This window comes from Lacipirellula parvula (assembly GCF_009177095.1).
In the GTDB taxonomy this organism is placed as follows: Bacteria; Planctomycetota; Planctomycetia; order Pirellulales; family Lacipirellulaceae; genus Lacipirellula; species Lacipirellula parvula.
In genome coordinates, this window is sequence record NZ_AP021861.1 from 4,187,834 (window position 1) to 4,203,146 (window position 15,313).

Below are 15,313 nucleotides of genomic sequence, written 5' to 3' on the forward strand. Positions count from 1 at the left end.
GTTGTGAACGAAATCGGCGTCGGAGACGCCTCCCACAAGAGAGTTTCTCGCTCAGGCAGCGTTGTCATCAACGGCTCCTACGCCCCACGAATTCCGCCAGTTCGCGAAGCGGCTGCGCCGCCGCTCCGAATGAATCGATTGCCTGACACGCTTCTTCGATGAGTTCCGCGGCACGGCGGCGGCTTGGTTCGACGCCGAGCAGGGAGGGGTACGTCACCTTGCCACGATGCCGATCTTTGCCGATCCGCTTGCCGACGTTCGCTTCGTTGCCGCTGACGTCGAGCAGGTCGTCGACGATTTGGAACGCGTGTCCCAGTTTTTCGCCGAAGAGGACCAAAGCTTGCCGCTGCTCTGCGGAACCGTCGGCGGCGACGGCGCCGAGTTCCAGCGAGGCGCGGAACAAGGCGCCGGTCTTCCGCCGATGAATTGATTGTAGTCGTTCGAGGCCGATGTGACGAAATTCGGCCGCCAAATCGTCGGCCTGGCCGCCGACGAGGGCCTCGGGCCCGGCGGCTTTGGCGAGCAGGGCACAGCAGCGGGCGGCCCGTTCGCCGGGCTGGATACCGGTGGCCAGCACCTCGAACGCCCGGGTAAGGAGGGCATCGCCGACCAGGATGGCGGTCGCCTCGTCGAATTGCTTGTGGCAGGTGGGGCGGCCGCGGCGGAGGTCGTCGTCGTCCATCGCCGGCAGGTCGTCGTGAACCAGCGAATAGGCGTGGATCATTTCGACCGCGACGGCGGCGGGAAGGGCCTGTTCGACGGCGGCCGCGCCACCGCAGGCTTCGGCGGCGAGCAGCACCAGGTGCGGCCGCAGCCGCTTGCCCGGGGCGAGCAGACTGTAACGGATCGCCTCGCCGAGTTGGGCAGGGCAATTGGCGTCGAACTGCGCCCAACGGCGGAGCGCGGTTTCGATCTGCTCGCTACGCTGGGCGTCGAGCGGGGGAGAATCTGAGGTGGGAGCGGCGGCCATGGGCGTCGAGCAGCAGGTCACGGGGGAGGCTTCCTCGCGCTCCCGGCAAGCCGCCATGCTAGAACAAACTGGCCTCATCGTCCACGCGGGCGGCGTCCGATCCGGCCGGCCGGGCGGTCCGCCGGCGGCTGCGGGAGGCCGATTTCTCGGATAAATCCTCATCATCGGCGTCGTCGAGGGGGACCGTCTTGGCCCGGCCCTCGGCGTCGAGCGACTGGACGAGTTCGATCCGACGCTCGGCATGGCGGAGGAGCTGGTAACAGCCGTTGAGCCGGCTGACCCCTTGCTCGTAGGCGGCCAGGGAATCGCCGAGGCCGAGCTTGCCCCCCTCGAGCTTGGCGACGATTTGCTCAAGCTCGGCGAGCGATTGCTCGAAGGTGAGTTGTTCGGCTTCGGCTTCTGGTTTCTTCTTGGCCACTGCTGGTCGCTCCGTCTGGCTCAATATCTTAAATGCGGAATGCTGTTTAACACAGAGAGCACAGAGGACACGGAGAAATGCCGAAGGAGCATCACTCTGCCTTTCACTTACTGTTTTTCTCTGTGAACTCTGTGCTCTCTGTGTTGAATGTATTTTTAGTCGTTCTCACGCTCAACATGGTCGACCACGCTAACGACGGCGCCTTGCTGGAAGCGAGTGACGAGGCGTTGGCCTGGTTTCAGCTTTTCGGCGGAGGTGATCAGCTTCGACTCGCCTTCGCGGAAGGTGAGGCTGTAGCCGCGGCCGAGGACGCCGAGCGGGCTGAGCGTTTCGAGTTTCGCGGCCATCGTTTCGACGGCGCCGCGGCGATCGCGGAGGAGCGTTTGCGAGGCGGCCCGCAGGCGGAGCGCGAGTTCGTCGAGCCGGCGGCCGCGGAGGTGGATTGCTTCGAGCGGCCGGCTGAGCGACGGGCGGCTGGCGATCGCGTCGAGGCGATGCCGGTAGTGCGTCGCGCGGGTGGTGAGTGCGGTGCGGAGGCGGTGTTCGAGACTGCGGATCGCATCGTTCAAGTCGGCGGCGGAGGGGACGACGCGCTCGGCCGCTTCGCTGGGGGTGAGGGCTCGCACGTCGGCAGCGAGGTCGGCGAGCGTGACGTCGATCTCGTGGCCGATGCCGGAGATCGTGGGGATCTTCGACGCGGCGATCGCACGGACGACGGCTTCTTCGTTAAAGCACCAGAGGTCTTCGAGACTGCCGCCGCCGCGGGTGACGACGAGCACGTCGATCTTCGGCTGCACCTTATTCGCGGCGCGGATGCCGGCGACGATTTCCTCTGCGGCGCCGTCGCCCTGCACGCGGGCCGGGAAGACGAGGACCTCGACGCCGCGCCACCGACGGTGCATCACCTGCAGGAAGTCGCGGATCGCGGCGCCAGTGGGGCTGGTAACGACGCCGATGCGGCGGGGGAACGTCGGCAGGCGCCGCTTGCGGGCCGAGTCGAACAGCCCTTCGGCGGCGAGTTTGTCGCGGCGCTGGCGGAGGGCGAGTTCGAGGGCGCCCATCCCTTTCGGTTGAAGTTCGTCGACGACGAGCTGGTAGCTGCCGCGCGGCGGGTAGAGATCGAGCCGGCCGCGGCAGACGACTTCGATGCCGTCGTGCAGGGCGAGTTTTAAACGGGCCGCGGTGTTCCGCCACATGACGGCGCGGAGTTGGGCGCCGTCGTCCTTGAGCGTGAAGTAGCAGTGGCCCGACTGCGGTTGCGAGTAGTTGGAGATTTCGCCGGCGACCCACACCGAGGGGAAGTTTTCCTCCATCACCCCCTTCAGCCGCGCGGAGAGCTGCGTGACGGAAAGGATTTCGTTGGGGTCGGGCTGTTGGCGGGCGGGGGGCATGCTTTGCGAGGCGTTAGTGGTCCGTTGTCAGTGGTCCGTTGCTGGGCAACGTAGCAGATTGAGTGGGGGGAGGGGAACCGCCGATGAACGCAGATAAACGCAAATGAAGTGGATGATGCAGATCCCTGCTATCTGCGTTCATCGACGTTTATCTGCGGTTCCGAATTGCATTCCCTTGGTGCTCTTGGCGTCCTTGGCGGTTAATGCATTCGTATTACTCAGGTTCGCCGTACACTGAATTGTCAGGCGAGAGGAAACCGGTGCCGGTGGCGATTTGCTTGGCTCCTTGGTAGTCGTCTGTTTCTGTAAAACGTTCAGCGCGGACTTCGGCGTGGCCGTCGCAGAAGGCGACGCAGGTCGTGTCGAGATGCCGGTAGCCTTGCGTGCCGGCGTAGCGGCCGTTGAAGGTGTCGTCGCCTTCGCTGTCGAAGGGCGCCCGCATGAATTTGTTGGCGCCGGCGGCGTACTGGCCGTCGCCGAAGATGGCGGTGCGGGTTGGGGCTTGAATCGACTTTTGCGTCGCGGGCTCGAGAATGTTCTCGCTTTCGCCGTGACCGATGTAGCTCGTGTTGTAGTTGTAGCCGGTGTAGGGATCGATGGCCCAATTCGCGGCGCCGTCGAACGACGGGCACTGCTGAATCTCCAGCGGCCCGGCGTCCTCCCACAGAATGCCGGGGACGACATACGCCGCGGCGGCGGGCGGCTTGATCGTGGTGAGGTCCCAACAGTAGGAGTAGTGGACGCCGTCGCGCTGCGCCGTGTAGTAGGCGATCGGATATCGCCCCGCGTGGCGGTCGGCGTGCATGTGGGCGGCGAGGGCCATTTGGCGGAGATTGCTCAGGCACTGCGTCCGCCGCGCGGCCTCGCGGGAGTTGCTCACCGCGGGGAGGAGCAGGCCGAGGAGGATCGCGATGATAGCGATGACGACGAGGAGTTCGACGAGGGTGAATGCCGGGCGGGCGGCGGGGTGAGTTCGGCGGTAGTTCATGGATTGAGTTACCGACGAGGTTTGCGGCGCCGATTCGCACCAACCAATCAAATGTGTGGTTCCCTCCCCTTGAGGGGGAGGGTTAGGGAGGGGTGATTGATGCGGGCACCAGCTTCAGCCCCCCTCCCCAGCCCTCCCTCCAGGGGGAGGGGGCAAGAAGGAGTTATTTGTGTGAGAGCCGAAACTTGCGGCGTGAGCATGCGACGATGCCTAGCACCGCAAGCGTGACGGCGCTCGGCTCTGGAACTTGCACAACCGCCTGGCTCGCGGCGCCGCTCGCTCCAAAATGCTGCTTCCACACATTCAGGTCCTCGGCATCGACAATCCCCGGCGAGGCGGTTTCGTTGGGGAGCGGCATGCTCCCGCCGTAGGCGCGTTGCCAGGCGAGGAAATCGGCGCCGTCGACGAGGCCGTTGTCGTCGTAGTCGCCGGGCAGGGGCGCGGCGGCGGTTTGGACGATCGCGAGCCACGCTTCGCCGGCGGTCCAATCTTCGAGAAGCGCCATGCCGGCGGTCGCGTCAAAGGTGAACGACGTTTCGCTCCAAGCATCATCGCTCCACGACAATATCTGCAGATCGCTGCCGTCGCCGGCGTAGTCGCTGCTCACGCCGAGGCGGTAGTCGGCGGCGAACGCGACCGGCGCGTCGCCGACGAGAGTGGTTACTTCGAGTGCAAAGTTGGTGAGCACGTTCTTGCCGGCGAGCGCGGCGAGGGCCGTTTCATCGGCAAGCGGAGCGGTGGTCAGCTTGGCCAAGTCGGCGACGGCGGAGAAATCAGCGATCACCGCCGACTTCGCAAGGTCCGCGCCCTGCTGAAAGAAGAGCCTCGTCCCTGCGTCGACGTTATCCGGGGTGATCGACAGCGAATCGCCGAGCGTCATCGGCCGCACGTCGGCAAAGCCGTCAATCTCGCCATCGCGGAACTGGGCGGTCGCCTCGACGCGCACGTACTGAATCGACGAGAAGCCGGTGGGGGCGAGGTCGATCCCCGTGCCGCCGCCGGAGTTGAGATACATGCCGATCGCGTTGGCCGCTGAAAGTTGCTGGCCCTGAACGCCGAGCACCGCGTCGAGCGTCGGGTTCACCGGCTTCGTAAAATCGGTTGGCGTCGAGGTCCAGCCGTTGCCGGTGGCGTCGTGCTGCGCGCCGCTCCACTGCGTTCCCTGCGTCGGAAACGCGGTGTCGCCGTACGGACCGTTCGCATAGGTGTACCAATTGACGTTGTCGGGGCTCACCGAGATGACGACCGGCTCGGCGAACAGGCCGCCGACCAGGTTGTACGCCCGCATGTCGCTTGAATCGCTGACAAAGCCGTTGCCGACGTAAAACGAGTTGCCGAAGACGTTCAGATCGATGCCGTACGGGTTAGTCGGATCATCGACGATCGGCTGATCGAATTTAACGGTAATGAAACCGTAGTCGTAGCCGCCGCCGTTCGACTTGCGGCTGAGCGTCGTGATGATTTTGTTGCCGGCGAGATCGCGGTTGTACGCGGGCTCGACGATTTTGATGTGATAAGGCGCCGTGCCAATGACGGGGTCGTTGTTGTTGGCAACGCGGGTTGGCTCGCCAAGGACAGCGAGCGGATCGTTGTAGAGGGCCGCGCCGCCGAAGGCGCCATTGTGGGCGACGAGCGTCGTGGCGTAGGGACTTTGGGCGGCCGCGGTCGAAGCAAGCGCGGCCGCCAGAGTCAGTGCGAGGAAGAACCGCCCTGCCGGCAATCGCCGGCAAGACGGGGTCGTAGAAACTTGCATGGGACTTCCTTGATTGGTTTTGTCCGTGGTCAGTCGTCCGTTGTCAGTTGCTGAGGAAATGCCGCAGCTGGATTGAAATTGTGGGAGGCGTCTCCGACGCCGATTTCGCGCACCACGCCGAAGCGTTCCAGCCGCGCCGCATCGGCGTCGGAGACGCCTCCCACAGAATTGTCGCTACTTGCGTCGGCGAATGGTGAACATCGCCAAGGCGACGGAGGCGGCGAGCGCGAACGCGGCTGGCTCGGGGACTTGGGCGGGCGTCGGCACGGCCGGCGTTCCGCTGTCGCCGGTTGTGAAATCGACGTAGCTCCAGCCATCCCACGAACCGTTGGTCAGTTCGCGACCCGAGAAGCCAAGGCCCGAATAGCCCCACGCCGGGGCGGAGGGGTCGGAGATCCAGTAGCTCCAGTAACCGGTGAACCAACCTTCGCGGTAGTAGTCGTCGCTGTCGGTCGCGGCGCCCGTCTCGACGCCTTCGAAACTCGAAACGAACGAGCCGCCGTCGCCGTCGACGTCGTAGCCGATGCCGAAGGTCGAGTTGCCGAGGCCGCCGCCGAAGGAACTCGCCCGCAGGTAGAGGCGACTATCGCTCCCTGAGTACGTGCCCAACTCTGAGCCGCCGTCGCGTTCACGCACGAGGGTCGTGCCGGCGATCGCGCGAAACATCTGCTCGCCTGTCGCCGTGCCGTCCCATTGGTAGCCCCAGACGTAGCTCGCATTGCCCGTGGGGTAATAGAAGTCGACGACCAGCGCTGCGCGGTTGCTGCCCGTGCCGACCCAGTAGTCGACGTCGCTGAAATCGAACGCGTCGTAAGGGGAGGCCTCGACCGCCATCGGGGCAGCCGTCAGCACCAACAGGGCGATCGCCAAGCAACGCGACCGGCGACGCATCAGCAAACCAAAGGTCCCGGCCGCGGCCACGAGTAGCAGTGTCGCGGGCTCCGGCACGGCGTAGGCAGTTACCGCACCGTTCTGGTAGTAGCCGAGAAGCAACTCGCCGGTGCCGGCGTTGTAATTCCACGTCGGCGGTTGGAGCGAATCGAGCGTCTCCTGCGGGCTGGCGATCTTACGCAGCACGCTTGCCGGCGAGTTCCCATTGATCGGCGGCGCGGCTTGCGGATTGGCCAATGCGTCGGCGACGGCGCTCGCGCTGATCAGTGCTGCGTAGCCTTTGTCGTTCGAACCGCCGAAGAAATCGGCGCCGCCGACGAACATGTTGCCCGAGCCATCGAAACCGAAGGGGTAGGCCGAGAGCAAGTCAGCGACCGGCGTGCCGGTGGCTTCGAAGTTGAGCGGGGTGTTCGTCGCGAGGGCGTTTTGCCAATCGCCGGCGGCGAAGGCTTTGATCCACCCGGTCGAACTGCCGCCCGTGTTGTAACCATAGCCGTTGCCGGTGTAGAGGTTGCCGGCCGCGTCGATCGCAACGCCGGCCGAGGCGCCGCCGATGTTGGTAATCACCGGGGTCATCGTGGCGGTTTGCGTGTCGAGGATCTCGACCCGCGGGCCCGACATGCCATTGGCGATGGCGAGGTAGCGGTTGTCGATCCACTCGCCAGCGAAGTCATCGCCGTTGAAAATGGTGACGCTCGCGGGATTAGCGGTTTCGAAGACGGCAATCGTACCGCCCGCGTTGCTGCCGGCTGCGGCGCGGGTTCCATCAGGCGACACGGCGAGGAAGCCGGGGCCCCAGGACATCAACGAAAAGCCGGGGATGTCGCCGAGCGCGTTGAAGGCGCCGCTCTTGGGAGCCGTCTCGACGGAGACGTTCACGCCATTGAGCAACAGGAGCCGGCCGTCGGGAAGGGCGTCGAACAGGACGTTGCCGCCCGAACTGTCGCCGCCGGCGGGGAGGGTGAAGTTGCGCGTCGGCTGGTAGGCGTCGATGCCGACGGCCTTCGCTTGCGGAGCGGCGTAGCTCGCCGCGAGCGTGAGGGCGCATGCGAGCGCCGCACTGAATCGTAGAAGTCTCGTCATTAGCTGAATTCCAGCTGCGGCTGTGATCGCCGCATGGCCTAATCGCGAGGCCGAGGTGGGCAGGAGCCTGCGCGGGAAGTTCGCTCACGACGAACAGCCAGAAGGGCAAGAACTGGCGAAACGACGTCGACCATCGCCCGCACACAGCGGCACGATGCGACAACAGCGAGTGAAGCCAGGTCCGGCCCGTCCTAAACGCGAAGACGGAAAACGGGCGCCCGACGCCGTAGCGTCGAACGTTTGCTCCCAGGCCGGTCTTCTGGCTTCAGACATCTCGGCCGATCGCCTTCCCATTTCGACAGCAGTCGAAACAGTGGCTTGTTGATCGGCCAATCAAACGTCCATCACAGCGGCGCGTCCGCGTCGGATTCTCACCGACTTCCCTTCGCGGCGACTGGGGAGTCGCCACGGGCTTTCGCCGCCCGAGAGCAGTGGGACAAGATAGCTGGCCGCGGTGGGCTGTGCAAACGGGTGCGGAAGAAGACTAACCGCCAAGGACGCCAAGAGCGCCAAGGAAAATGCAAAAGACTTTCCCGCGAATCACGCGAATGGTCGCGAATAGGAAGAAGGAATCACGATGAATTGAATTCATGCATTATTCGCGCTAATTCGCGGGGACTATTTCACCCCGTATTCCCTTGGCGCTCTTGGCGTCCTTGGCGGTTGCCTTTGCATTTTCCCGCGATCACTCAGCCACGCCGAAGTCGTGGTTGAGGCTCCGCCACACCGAGTGGATGTGGTTCGCGGGGTTGCCGGCGGGGTCGGCTTGGATGTTCACCAGTTCGAGCAGGAACGTCGGGCCCTGGATGCGGTAGGCGTGGCCGACGCCCGGTTTGTCGGCGCCTTGCCAGGCGAAGTGGACGCGGTCGAAGCCCGAGGCGTCGATCTCGGCGAGGCGGGCGGCAGCGAGTTCGGGCGCCTGGTTGTTGCAAAACGCGGCGAGCAGCGAGCGGAGCGTTTCTTTTTGGAGATCGGTGAGCTGCTTGGCGGGAATCCCCTCGGGGGCGGAGCGGGGCGGTTCGGGTTGGCCGGCGGCGCGGTAGTCGGCGGGCGGCTTGTCGGCGATGATCGCCTCGGCACGCTGCGATTGGTCGAGGCTCGTCAGTAAATCGAAGGCGAGTTGCTCTTCTTGGGCCAGCGTTCGCGTACCGACTTCGGGCCCTCCTTCGACGAACGTGATCAGCGTGGCGGGGTTGGCGCCCCAGAAGCTCGGCGTGTCGCCGACGATCGTGCCATCTTGCACTGCGATGTTCTGCGAGAAGTGGTGACCCTCGAAACTCCACCCCCAGGCGCCCACGCCGGCTGGCTCGCCGAAGATGGTGATGAAGTACCGCTCGGGATCGCGGAGCGGCGCGCCCTGCACGTTCTTCTCGCCTTCGCGGAGGTTGTTTTCGAGCGACATGATCTTGAGCGCTTTGTCGTAGCCGTCGTCGCTGAGGCCGGAGTGGAGCAGGGCGAGGGCGAGTTGGCGCTGTTCGGGCGAGAGGACGGCAAACTCGACGCCCTTGCGATCATCCTTCGGAATGTTGTGCCAATCGCGGCGCTGGGGCGAATCGAACGCGACGACGGCTTCGGTGCGCTGCTCAGGCGTGAGCGCGGCGAGAAAGGCGTTGGCGGCGGCGGCCATTCCCTCAGCGCGAGACTGTGCGAGTACGGGGGCAGCGTGGAGTAGCAGAACGACGACGCAGGCGAACTTGGCGGCGAGGTGAACCATGAGGCGATTGCTCGCGAGAATGGAAAAGGGATGACGCGACGCCGGTCAGTGTAACCGGCTGGGGTGGGCGATGCGAACGGCGCAGCAGAGAAGGATGGCAGATACGACAGCTCGTGGATGCGCGCTAATCGCGGGCGGAGAGGCCTATTCAACGACAAGCTACTGAAGCCTCAGAGAAAACAAAACAATGAGGTCCCCTCCCCTTGAGGGGGAGGGTTAGGGAGGGGTGACGGAAGCGGGTACCAGGGTTCCACCCCCTCCCCAGCCCTCCCCAGCCCTCCCCTCAAGGGGGAGGGAGCCACAACATTTCTCTTAACAAGGAGCTCGCTGTTGAATCGGCTTCGAAAGACGGAGCTAGAAGCGCAGCGCGGCGAGCGACTTGATCGGCGGCAGGTCGGCGGCTTGGAACTCGCCGGTTTCTTTGGCTTGCCAAATGCGGCCGGTGGTGACGTCGAAGCCGGTCAGCCAGCCGCCGCCGTGGCAGTAGGTGTCGATGCAGACGAGATGGCCGAGGTTGAGAATCTCGGCCTGCTTGTTCGCCGTGTGGCCGACGACGGCAGTCTTGCCCGAGAGGTGGGCTTCGGGCGTGTGCCACTTCAGCGATTGCCAGCGGAGGTCGCGCCACGGCTGGCGCGTGAGCGGGCGGCTCGCCAGGTAGTTGCCATGGGCGAAGAAGTGGGTGGGGCGTTCGACGACGTCGCCCCAGGTGCGGAGGAACTCGACGTGGTCGGGCTTGATGCCGCCGACGCCGAAGTTCTTGCCGTACGAGTCGAGTGTTTCAGCGCCGCCGTGGACGAGCCACTCTTGGATCGGCATCGTGCCGTCGATTGCGTCGAGCATCATTTGCTCGTGGTTCCCCTGGATGCACTCGACTCGACAGCGCTGACCGAGCGCGATGATCTGGTCGATGCAATCGCGGCTATCGGGGCCGCGGTCGACGACGTCGCCGAGGAAGATCACCGTGTCGTGCGGGGTGAGTTGCAGGCCGTCGAGCAGCGTCTTCAAGGCTGTGTTGCAGCCATGAACGTCGCCGACGGCGATAGTGCGGGGAGCGGGCTTCACGATGGGGCGGGACACGATAGTTATTTGAACGGCGAACGGGAGGGCGGCGTTAGGATCGGAACCGCCGAGGGACGCAAATGAACACAGATTTCAAATGCGGGAGATCTTCACGAAGCAGCGACGCTAGGTGGATTCGCGACGTGCATCCTTGCAGTGTGCGGAGCGAGGTGTCAGGGGAGATAGGTCCATTGTTGCCGGGGGACAGGCGACGGGCAATGTCAGCAATCCCCTGGAAAGATTACGTTTCGGCGCAGCTAGGCAGGGATTGGACCGCTGCTCTAAAGGCGAGGCGAGGCTCTTGGCCCGGAATCGCTCGGCGGTTGGAACCTACCATCGCTGGCAGATTGACATTCGAATTGAGCCCGATAGGATGAACTGATAATTCGGCCCCAAGTGCAAGGGCCGCTTGACTTTCCAGCATTTTCCTCGCTGCTGCCGCGGTCTCGTCGGCGGGGCGACTGACCTTAGAGGATCGCCCTTCGATGGCTGAACCGATCACCCAGTTCGAGCATGCCCGCGCCGGCAACATCACCCGCGAGATGAACTACGTCGCCGAGCGCGAGTCGCTGCCGGCCGAAACCATTCGCGAGGAATTGGCGGCGGGCCGGATGGTGATTCCGGCGAACATCGTCCACGCGGCTGGCCGGCTCGAACCGATGGCGATCGGCATCGCCGCCCGCTGCAAGGTGAACGCTAACATCGGCAACTCGGCCGTTACGAGCGACATCGACGGCGAGCTCGAAAAACTCCACACCGCGGTCCACTACGGCGCCGACACGGTGATGGATCTGTCGACCGGAAAGAACATCGACGGCATTCGCAAGGCGATTATCGAAGCCTCGCCGGTGCCGATTGGCACGGTGCCGATTTACCAGATGCTCGAGCAGCTGGGCGGCGACATCGAAGAGATGCGGCCGCAGCACTTCCTCGACATGGTCGAGCATCAGGCGAAGCAGGGCGTCGACTACATGACGGTCCACTGCGGCGTGAAGATGGAACACCTCCACCTGACGATGGGCCGCACCACCGGCATCGTGAGCCGCGGCGGTTCGCTGATCGCCAAGTGGATGATGGCCCACAAGAAGCAGAACCCGCTGTACGAGCACTTCGAAGACTTGTGCGACATCATGCGGCAGTACGACGTGACCTGGAGCCTCGGCGACGGCCTGCGGCCGGGGTCGCTGGCCGACGCGAGCGACAAGGCGCAGTTCGCGGAGCTCGACGTGCTGGGCGAACTGACCCGCCGCGGCTGGGCCCGCGGCACGCAGGTGATGGTCGAAGGGCCAGGCCATATCCCGATGGACGAAGTGGCGATGAACGTCGAACGGCAAATCGAAGTCTGCGACGGCGCGCCGTTCTACGTGCTCGGGCCGCTGGTGACTGACTTCGCGCCGGGTTACGACCACATCACCAGCTGCATTGGCGCGGCCCTGGCCGGTTGGGCAGGGGCGGCGATGCTTTGCTACGTGACGCCGAAGGAACATCTTGGCCTGCCGGAGCAGGAAGACGTCAAGCAGGGGATGATCGCTTACAAGATTGCGGCGCACGCGGCCGACATCGCCCGGAAGCGCAAGGGCGCCCGCGATCGCGACGACGCGCTGTCGAAGGCGCGGTTCGAATTTGACTGGAACAAGCAGTTCGAGCTGTCGCTCGATCCGGAAACGGCCCGCCGCTACCACGACGAGACGCTGCCGCAGGATACGTTCAAGAGCGCGCACTTCTGCAGCATGTGCGGGCCGAAGTATTGCTCGATGAAGATTACGCAGGATATTCGCGAGATGGCGAAGAAGGGCGAGTTGGTCGAGCTTTCGGAGCCCGTGGCGAAGTAGCGGTTTTTTCTTTCGGAACCGCAGATGAAAAGCATTTTGTGGGAGGCGTCTCCGACGCCGATGACGCGTAACAGTTCAAGCGATGTGCGGACGGCAATCCAGCATCGGGGTCGGAGACCCCTCCCACAAAGAGTTAAAGGAGCATGCCATGAAACGGTTAGCTTGGTTGGGTGCGGCGCTGTTGGCAGTTGGTTGCGGCACGTCGTCGGTTGACGTAGCGAAGACTGGCGACGAGAGCGCGACCGTTGTGACAGTGGCCAAGTTTAATGAAGCAGGAGCGCCGACCGTCGACTTCAGCGTGCCGGGGATGCACTGCGAATCGTGCGTTGCCCATGTCGAGGGCATTCTGGCTGCTCAACCGGGCGTGAAAGACGTCGAGGTCGATCTCGATTCGCTGACCGCGAAGGTGGCGGTCGACGACAAGGCGTTCGACGGCGACAAGGCCGTCGCGGCGCTCGTCGACATGCAGTTCGACGACGCGAAGGTGATCACCGCCGACGCGGCGGCCGCTGCAAAGGCCAAGGCGAAGGAGCAAGCGACGGCTCCTGCCGAGGAAGCGCCGGCTACGCCAGCTGAAGAAGCGGCGAAAAGCTAACGGCTTCTACTGCGAGGGCGCGGCGGCCGCGACCGGCGGTCGCGGCTTTATGATCCGGGGCTTGGCGTGCTCAGGGTGCAGCAGTCGCTGACGATTCGTGCTTCGGGTGGTAGAAGAGCGCGATCGGCAGCGTTAGCGCCGCGATGAACAGGAACATGGTGGCTCGCGGCCAGCCGGCGGTTTCGACGCCGCGGGAGATCGCCCAGTAGAGCGCCGCCGAGACGAGCACGCCGACCCAATTAGCTTGGTTCATCACGGCGATCATGCGGCCCTTCTTGTCTTCCGGGGGGCGCGACTGCATGAAGACTTGCAGCGGCACGGCGAACAGGCCGGTGAACGCGCCGAGCAGCAGCATCACGGGCAGGCTCCCCCAAAAGCCGAGCCACTGGCGGCCTTCGCCAATCCCGGGGAGATTCGAGAAGTTTCCAGCCGCATCGACGACGCCGACGGCGTCGCCGCCGCCGGGGATACCGGCGATCACCAAGCAAACGAGCATGCCGATGCAGCCGATGCGGAGGAGGCGGAAGTCGACGCTCCCTTTCGACACGATGCCGCCGATGACGCAGCCAATGGCGATGCCCACGCCGATCAAACCAGCCAACACGCTGGTGTAAGCATCGCCGACGCCCAATTCGATTTTGCCGACGGCGTTCACCGCCGAGGGAACCATGCCGGCCAGCAACCAGAAGACGCTGGAGACCAAGAGCGCGGCAAGCAACGGCCGATCGGCGGCGAGCATCGCTCGCATATCTGGCGGGACGGTGAGCGCCGAGGCCTGGAACTTCAAGTTCGGATTGGCGGCAGGGACGCGGCGAACGCCGAACGAGGTGATCGTACCGATGACGGCAATCACCACGCACGCCGTCGAGGCGGCCCACAGCCGGCCGGTCGCCAACAACATTCCGGCGACGACGGTGCCGAAGATGATCGCCAGGAAGGTCGTCATCAGCATGAAGCCGTTCGCGCGCGGTAGATCTCGCTCACGAAGCATCTCCGGCAGGATGCCGTACTTGCCGGGGCCGAAGAAAGCGCTGTGCGTCCCCATCAGAAACAGCACGAAGTACAGGAACGTCAGCGAGCCCGATTTCCAGTAAATGTAGAAGCCGAGTCCGCCGAGCGCCATGATGATCACTTCGGCGAACTTGCAGAGAATGATGATCCCGCGCTTGCCGAACTTATCGGAGAGATATCCCGCGTAGCCGGTGAAGGCAAGGAACGGCGCGGCGAAGACGAACATGGCGAGCGACTGATCGTCCTTCGCTTCGCCGCCGACGACGCTGACCGCGGCGATCGACAGCAGCAGGACCAACTGCTTGTAGAGGTTGTCGTTGAACGCCCCCATGAACTGGGTGGCGGTCATGCACCAGAAACTGCTGTCGTTGTAAAACGTCGGCAGTTTGTCGAAGTCGATGTGACGACCAGTCGACGGAGGAATGGACTGATCGATCGCTGCCGCGGCATGTTCTGGTGAGCTCATGCCGGGGATTATGGGGCCGGCGGGGCAGGGCGGCAAGGCGGATCGTCCGACGTGGGAGGATTAACCACGAAGGCGCGAAGGCTTGAAGGACGCGCGAAGGAGGTAAGTGAAGAAACCGCGAATCGCGTCACACGACCTTGATCTGGTCGAGGCCTGCCTCCTCGGCGGGGAACTGCGGGTTCATCTTTTCCAGCGTCTCGCGCAGTAGGTTGCTCACCACGAGATTGCGATACCACTTGCGGTCGCCAGGAATGATATGCCAGGGGGCGTGCTCGGTGTTGCAGCGGGTGAGGGCGTCGGCGTACGCATCTTGGTAGTCGTCCCACAGCTTCCGTTCGTCGAGATCGGCCTTGGCGAACTTCCAACGCTTCGTGGGATCGGCAAGGCGGGCTTCCAGTCGTTCGCGCTGTTCGTCTTTGCTGATATGAAGGAAGCACTTCACGACCGTCGTGCCGTTCGCGGCGAGGTGACGTTCGAAGCCATTGATCGCTTCGTAGCGGCCGCGCCAGACCGACTTGGGGACTAGCTTGTGAACGCGAACGATCAGCACGTCTTCATAGTGCGAACGGTTGAAGATGCCGATGTGCCCGCGCGCGGGCGTCGCTTTGTGGATCCGCCAGAGGAAGTCGTGTTCGAGTTCCTCGACGCTTGGCTGCTTGAACGCGGTGATGGCGAAGCTAAGCGGATTGATGCCGGTGGTGGCGGCGCGGATCGTGCCGTCTTTGCCCGAGGTGTCCATTCCCTGGAGGACGAGCAGGACCGAACGTTTGTTTTCCGCATACAGGCGGTAGGCGAGTTCGCCGGAGATCGCGGTGTTCTCAGCGATCCGCTCGGCGGCGGTCTGCTTGTTCCACTGGCCGTCGATGTGGCGCGGATCGAAGTCAGCGAGTTTGACCGGCGCGTGGCGGTGGGGAATCAGCGGTTGCGTCATGGAAGTCTGGTCGCGGGCGAGGTGCAGCTGTCGCGGATTTCGACACATAAGTTCAGCCGCTGAATTGTAGTCGACGGAATGTGCACACGCTTGGTCCGAGATCGGCACAATCGTTAGAAGCGGCGCCAAGCGACGTGAAAAATCGACTGGGGATATGCGCACGGCAGGTGGATCGCCACGGGGACGAACCTACATTTTTCCGTTGACTTCC

13 protein-coding genes and 1 riboswitch are annotated in these 15,313 nt (G+C 64.1%); of the genes, 2 read left to right on the forward strand and 11 right to left on the reverse strand.

Going from position 1 to position 15,313, the window contains the following annotated elements; all coding sequences use genetic code 11:
- Window positions 1–67 precede the first annotated feature (67 nt).
- The 9 genes from PLANPX_RS16285 to PLANPX_RS16320 form a co-directional block, all read right to left on the reverse strand.
- Window positions 68–970 (reverse strand): polyprenyl synthetase family protein, encoded by a 903-nt coding sequence (locus PLANPX_RS16285; RefSeq protein WP_152099752.1) that lies wholly within the window; start codon window positions 968–970, stop codon window positions 68–70.
- Between the two features lie 58 nt (window positions 971–1,028).
- Window positions 1,029–1,388 carry an exodeoxyribonuclease VII small subunit gene (xseB, locus tag PLANPX_RS16290; protein WP_152099753.1) on the reverse strand — a complete coding sequence of 120 codons (360 nt, stop codon included), beginning with the start codon at window positions 1,386–1,388 and terminating at the stop codon, window positions 1,029–1,031.
- A gap of 155 nt (window positions 1,389–1,543) precedes the next feature.
- Window positions 1,544–2,779, reverse strand: a complete 1,236-nt coding sequence (xseA, locus tag PLANPX_RS16295) for an exodeoxyribonuclease VII large subunit (protein WP_152099754.1) — start codon at window positions 2,777–2,779, stop codon at window positions 1,544–1,546.
- Between the two features lie 214 nt (window positions 2,780–2,993).
- A complete protein-coding gene (locus PLANPX_RS28255; protein ID WP_152099755.1) occupies window positions 2,994–3,767 on the reverse strand; it encodes a type II secretion system protein in 774 nt (257 codons plus the stop codon).
- Window positions 3,768–3,930: 163 nt separating this feature from the next.
- Window positions 3,931–5,520 (reverse strand): hypothetical protein, encoded by a 1,590-nt coding sequence (locus PLANPX_RS16305; protein ID WP_152099756.1) that lies wholly within the window; start codon window positions 5,518–5,520, stop codon window positions 3,931–3,933.
- 29 nt (window positions 5,521–5,549) lie between these two features.
- Entirely contained in the window at window positions 5,550–5,684 is a 135-nt protein-coding gene (locus tag PLANPX_RS28260; RefSeq protein ID WP_261344397.1) for a hypothetical protein, read from the reverse strand.
- 10 nt (window positions 5,685–5,694) lie between these two features.
- On the reverse strand, window positions 5,695–7,494 hold the full coding sequence (locus tag PLANPX_RS16310; RefSeq protein WP_152099757.1) for a PEP-CTERM sorting domain-containing protein: 1,800 nt from the start codon (window positions 7,492–7,494) through the stop codon (window positions 5,695–5,697).
- Window positions 7,495–7,725: 231 nt separating this feature from the next.
- Window positions 7,726–7,935, reverse strand: a riboswitch (cobalamin riboswitch).
- A 244-nt stretch (window positions 7,936–8,179) separates the two neighbouring features.
- Window positions 8,180–9,208, reverse strand: a complete 1,029-nt coding sequence (locus PLANPX_RS16315) for a DUF3500 domain-containing protein (RefSeq protein ID WP_152099758.1) — start codon at window positions 9,206–9,208, stop codon at window positions 8,180–8,182.
- A 354-nt stretch (window positions 9,209–9,562) separates the two neighbouring features.
- Complete coding sequence (locus PLANPX_RS16320) at window positions 9,563–10,285, reverse strand: metallophosphoesterase family protein (RefSeq protein WP_172992111.1); 723 nt, start codon at window positions 10,283–10,285, stop codon at window positions 9,563–9,565.
- A gap of 467 nt (window positions 10,286–10,752) precedes the next feature.
- On the opposite strand from PLANPX_RS16320, the gene thiC reads away from it, so the two are divergent.
- The gene (gene thiC, locus PLANPX_RS16325; RefSeq protein WP_152099760.1) at window positions 10,753–12,099 is read left to right on the forward strand and encodes a phosphomethylpyrimidine synthase ThiC; all 1,347 of its coding nucleotides are present in this window, start codon (window positions 10,753–10,755) and stop codon (window positions 12,097–12,099) included.
- A gap of 148 nt (window positions 12,100–12,247) precedes the next feature.
- Entirely contained in the window at window positions 12,248–12,694 is a 447-nt protein-coding gene (locus PLANPX_RS16330; protein ID WP_172992112.1) for a heavy-metal-associated domain-containing protein, read from the forward strand.
- 70 nt (window positions 12,695–12,764) lie between these two features.
- Here the strand turns inward: PLANPX_RS16330 and PLANPX_RS16335 are convergent, their stop codons facing one another.
- Both PLANPX_RS16335 and PLANPX_RS16340 read right to left on the reverse strand, forming a co-directional pair.
- On the reverse strand, window positions 12,765–14,171 hold the full coding sequence (locus PLANPX_RS16335; RefSeq protein WP_152099762.1) for an MFS transporter: 1,407 nt from the start codon (window positions 14,169–14,171) through the stop codon (window positions 12,765–12,767).
- A 127-nt stretch (window positions 14,172–14,298) separates the two neighbouring features.
- Window positions 14,299–15,102 (reverse strand): polyphosphate kinase 2 family protein, encoded by an 804-nt coding sequence (locus PLANPX_RS16340; RefSeq protein WP_198421744.1) that lies wholly within the window; start codon window positions 15,100–15,102, stop codon window positions 14,299–14,301.
- Window positions 15,103–15,313: the final 211 nt, after the last annotated feature.